This is a genomic window from Endozoicomonas sp. ONNA1 (assembly GCF_024606325.1).
GTDB lineage: Bacteria > Pseudomonadota > Gammaproteobacteria > Pseudomonadales > Endozoicomonadaceae > Endozoicomonas_A.
Map to the genome: position 1 here is coordinate 1 of NZ_JAHHPN010000545.1, position 4,425 is coordinate 4,425.

At 42.4% G+C, this 4,425-nt stretch carries 6 protein-coding genes; 4 read left to right on the forward strand and 2 right to left on the reverse strand.

Features of this window, described 5'->3' with window-relative positions:
• Positions 1–594 precede the first annotated feature (594 nt).
• Complete coding sequence (locus tag KDK19_RS12545; RefSeq protein WP_257282043.1) at positions 595–1,461, forward strand: hypothetical protein; 867 nt, start codon at positions 595–597, stop codon at positions 1,459–1,461.
• A 251-nt stretch (positions 1,462–1,712) separates the two neighbouring features.
• Positions 1,713–1,841 (forward strand): hypothetical protein, encoded by a 129-nt coding sequence (locus tag KDK19_RS12550; protein ID WP_257287226.1) that lies wholly within the window; start codon positions 1,713–1,715, stop codon positions 1,839–1,841.
• Positions 1,842–1,979: 138 nt separating this feature from the next.
• Here the strand turns inward: KDK19_RS12550 and KDK19_RS12555 are convergent, their stop codons facing one another.
• Positions 1,980–2,618 (reverse strand): hypothetical protein, encoded by a 639-nt coding sequence (locus KDK19_RS12555; protein WP_257292095.1) that lies wholly within the window; start codon positions 2,616–2,618, stop codon positions 1,980–1,982.
• Between the two features lie 467 nt (positions 2,619–3,085).
• Between KDK19_RS12555 and KDK19_RS12560 the strand changes: the two genes are divergently transcribed.
• A complete protein-coding gene (locus KDK19_RS12560) occupies positions 3,086–3,274 on the forward strand; it encodes a hypothetical protein (protein WP_257287225.1) in 189 nt (62 codons plus the stop codon).
• 406 nt (positions 3,275–3,680) lie between these two features.
• On the forward strand, positions 3,681–3,794 hold the full coding sequence (locus tag KDK19_RS24390; protein ID WP_368736461.1) for an RING finger domain-containing protein: 114 nt from the start codon (positions 3,681–3,683) through the stop codon (positions 3,792–3,794).
• 430 nt (positions 3,795–4,224) lie between these two features.
• Here KDK19_RS24390 and KDK19_RS12565 read toward each other — a convergent pair.
• Positions 4,225–4,425 (reverse strand): hypothetical protein (locus KDK19_RS12565; RefSeq protein ID WP_257287224.1); only part of this gene is annotated, 201 nt, incomplete at its 5' end.

Genomic DNA, 4,425 nt, shown 5'->3' on the forward strand with positions numbered 1-4,425 from the left:
CACGGCATCTTGTGCAGATCTTCCCGGTCTGTAACCAAAGCTGCTGTTTGAAAATTCGGGATCAAAGATGGGGGGGCTATGTCCTTGGATTCACCCATTACTGTACTCGCAACCGGAAAGGGAACTTTCATAGCCTTTGCAAGGTGTATCGGTTTATGGAGAGATATTGGCGCAGGATGCTCAGTAAGCGAAGCCGAAAGGGCAAGGTGACTTGGGAGGCATTCAATCGCCTTAAACAGATTATGCCGTTACTGAAACCGAAGATAAGAATCCCCCTTCTGGAAGTTGCGTATTAATGCAGTGCTGTAAGTCAAATGTCGAAGAGCCCGGTGCGGGAAATCCGCACGCTGGGATCTGAGGGGGTTGGAGTTATAACTTTTAGCTCCTTCTACCCGATGCTGAGGGGGAGGTTCCCTTGGGCGACTCGACTGGGGGGGGAGTTACAACTTGTAGCTCCTTTTACTCGGTGAGCAGAGTCGTGATGCTATGCCCTATCCCGATTATGTTGCAAAAATACAGGCAAAATCCTCTAAATATCTTAATATGTCTATGCATAGACCATTTTCTTGAATGCTCAAGGAAAGGAGGTTAGCTGTGTTTTATCAAAACTCAATACATCATCACCCCTTCTTGCTGGATTCAGTGTTGCTTTGTTCGTTGATTCAAGTGCAAAGCACTCACGCATTGACTACTTTTTTCCAGACAACATTTAAGAATCAAGATGATAGTTATTCATTGATAGCTGAAGGAGAGGTTACAACTGGTATAAATACCAGCCAAATTAGTTGTAAATCATCTGATAACTCAATGCCTCAATCAGAAATGTGGGATCATCCCGAAAAGTTCTCATTTACAGACAACCAGAGTTTATGTCCTCAAGTAAGTTTTCCTTATTTAGGAGAAACTTCATTTTTTGCATTATTAATTGATAATTGTTTACTTTCTGGAGTTTCCTTAAATTATGCAATATCTGAGTTAAAAGAAAATTCAATTATTTGGTTGGATATTCCAACTCTTAAATTAAGTAATTCTAATAAAGGAATAACTCCTGTTTTTCGTGTTACTAGATTTAGTGGCGATGAAAATCAGTTGACAATCAAAGCTCAACCTGTAAATTGTGATCAATGTCCCTACCGTCCGGGGAGTGATAGATCTGATAGTCAATGTTGTGGTGGCTGTAATGACAATAGTGAGTTAATAATTTTTGATTCTGCTGGAGACAGACCGGGTTTATCCATTACTAAAGCTCGAGAGTATTTATTCGAGCCTGTAGAAATAAAATACAAAAAATCAACTAATGAGGTGCATTTTGATTTCAATACGGCACAAGGCGTGTTTACAAAAAAAATATCTCATTATCGCCATGAGCCACTTATTTCAGAAGGTTTACAACCCTTGGCTATACCTTTGGCTCTGTTACTCTCAGCAACCATTTTAGTTCAGTCGAGAGCCAAACAGTAGCAACATAACAAACACATGTGAGTCGTAACTCCGTCAAGGGGCCAGGGCAAATGCATGAACATTATTTAACCAGTCCAAGAACGTGACAAAGGTACTCCTCACTCCAACCACACGTTTTTCGTTTGTTCATAAACGGTAAATTAACCCCACATTACAAAGAAAGCCATATCCCTTAATACTTCAGGTTTCAAAACGGAAAGATCTATGAAACCTATAGAGCGCAAACAAAACAGCTAGTCTGGCAAGAACGAATGAACGACTGGCAAAAATCCGGACTTTCGGCCTCTGGCTGGGGTAAAAAGCACGATATCAAACAGCACCTGTTCTTTTACCAGAGGCGCAAACTGCTTGCTCAGCCAGAAGCGCCTGCAGTGTTCTGAACGGTTCCCAGACTGGTCATAAGCCAGAGTGGAAAAATTATAAATTAACAGGGAGTCTGAAGGTCAGCACTCGCTAATAACAGGAGCCGCAAGTTTTACGGCTTTGTTCTTTGATTTTTCTACTGGCTCCTTATGTGGCTAATTTCCCAATCTATGTCCCGTTCCTGACATAGATGTAGATTGTCGTGATGTCGCTTTTGTCCATAGTTCAGAGAAGAAATCGGAAAAATTTTCCAAAACTGTCTGGCATTGTTCAGGCCTGAATGCACAGGTTATAAAAACCATTAAACAGCCAGGTGCTAAATATGAAGAACCAAGCCCCCATAAAATTGCAAAGGTAAGGCTCGTAGCAATTATTGCTGGACGAACTTTATTAATAGAATCTGAATTGGTCAATTGAGTAGGCAATACTACTATTAATGGCTCCTTGTTATCTTTACTATCTTCTAAAGTCAAATATCGCTTGATGCTATCTTTCAAATATGGAAATTCATTAGTTAAGTTTTTTAAATTAACTATTTCACAGGAGCTGGGAATGTAATGGCCCCTGACAAGAAAAAACGGAGCAAGCTGATTAATTACAGACCAATTGTTATCAAAGTCATCATTAAAGATTTTCTTATCAATTGTTTTTCTTTCAATAACAGCATATTGACTTTTATTTTCATTAGCTGAACATATAAAAAAGTTTATCTGCTCAGAAGCAGAAGCATTGAATATAAAAAGATTGAAAGTTATCGCGGAAAGAATAAATAACGCTTTGTAAATAAATACCATAATATATGGATCCTGAGATTGATTCTATGATTTCTTTTTTGATGAATCTCGCAAAAGTAGACCATAAAACGCCACATAACAAATGATTCAAGTTCGTTCCGGGCTTTGCTCTCCACCCGACGACGTCGGCGGCGCGGCTGAACCAGGCGCGTGTGCCGGGCATGGCACTTAACTTGAGAAGTGAAGATCAGGTATTCGCAGAGCCGGAGGTTAGCGCAAGAGCAAGGGCGTTGCCGTGAGGCAGGGTCTGCGCGAGGAAAGTTAAGTGTCATACATCGGGAGGTCGGCATTTTGTTGAGGGAGCATCTGACAAAGGAATCATTCTGCTTGACCGCAATACAGAAGACCGAAAATGGCTCCTGCAACAGACCATCCATTGCCTTGTCAGCAGAAGGCATTGTAGTTGAATCTCGCCCCTGAAGGTCTGAACAGATATTGGAGAGTAATTGTCGGGGAAGTGATTTCGGATGACAGTTGTTAAACAACTGTCGTTGTCTCTGGATTATCCAGGGGGGGAACTGGTAACGGGAGACCCGATTGAATCCAAATCCATCTTTTGTTCACCTGTGATGGTGCGGCTACTTGAGAGGAATAATCTGGTACCGGTACTTAGCAGCTTCAAGGTAATAAAGGAGCCGCTGGCGTTAATGGTATGACTGTTGACGAACTTCCGCATTTGCTGAGATGGCAATGGCCAAACTGAGAGTGACTGCCAAACAACTAAGCCGTCGAACGAAGGCCGTTATCTTAAAGATCATTACAGAGCTAAGATGTGTGGGACGGATCAAAGCTGTCAGGCTCTGCCCTATCCGGATTAAGTGTCTTGCCGTTAATCTCTGCTAATCTGTGTCCTTCACTTATATAGATTGAAGTTATGCCATTGAGTGCCAAAGCAAAACCTCAGCCGACAAAGATTGATCATACTCGCAACACCCTGACTGACGCAGTTGATGCTTTGGGTCAAACCCGTGGTGAAATGCACCAAAGGTTTGACCAGTAAGACAAAGAACATGGTCAATTCAAACATGAGGTGAAAGAGCGGTTTAACTGCCTCGAACGGAAATTTGTTTAGAAATAATTAATGATGGAAAGTTGCGCACTTTTGAGTACGGTCATAAATTTCACCGTGAATGCATCGCAAAATGGTTTAAAAAAACATCCTGCCCATTTTGCTAATTTAATGTAATGACTGGTGAAATGGAGTGTAGCAATCCGTCTTCAGGCCCAGAAAGTTCAGACTCAGAAAGTCCAGAATCGGAAAGTTCAGGTCTGGAAAGTTCAGATCCGGAAAGTTTAGAAACGGATAGCTCCACACAAGAAAGTTCAGAGACTGATAGCACTGACTCTGAGTGCAACCCTCCACGCAGAAAAAAAAGACGCTATAGCTAAATACTTAGTTTTTGAAACAGGTATAAATCGGTTAGCCGGGGATCTCTAACCTCCGGCCCCTGCAGCACCTTGGTCTGCGGGTCCGCACTGGGCGATTCACCGAGGATAGCTAAACCTGATCTATAAGTCTTTCAGAGAAACAAGCCCAAGGCTCGCAGGAAAAATGTCGTTCAATGTATGCTGAGCTGCTTGTTAATCTGGCGTTCCTTGACTAAATTTACCATGGTTGTTTGAGAGGGAGAGCGATTCGTGGGCTTTTGCGCCAGATGTTTTTGTACTTTGTTCTGGCCTCAAGGAGATAACCTGCCTGGGTTTCCGGGAGCCTGACCGACAATGGCCCCGTCTGGGAGACCACGTAGCCAAGACGGCAGAAAATTGAGGATGAAAATTCGGTTTTGTGAGGAGAATAGCGAGCTAT

Coding starts and splice junctions, on each gene's coding strand:
- KDK19_RS12555 (WP_257292095.1), bottom strand. CDS start 2,618: ATGGTATTTATTTACAAAGCGTTATTTATTCTTTCCGCGATAACTTTC.
- KDK19_RS12550 (WP_257287226.1), top strand. CDS start 1,713: ATGAACGACTGGCAAAAATCCGGACTTTCGGCCTCTGGCTGGGGTAAA.
- KDK19_RS12560 (WP_257287225.1), top strand. CDS start 3,086: ATGACAGTTGTTAAACAACTGTCGTTGTCTCTGGATTATCCAGGGGGG.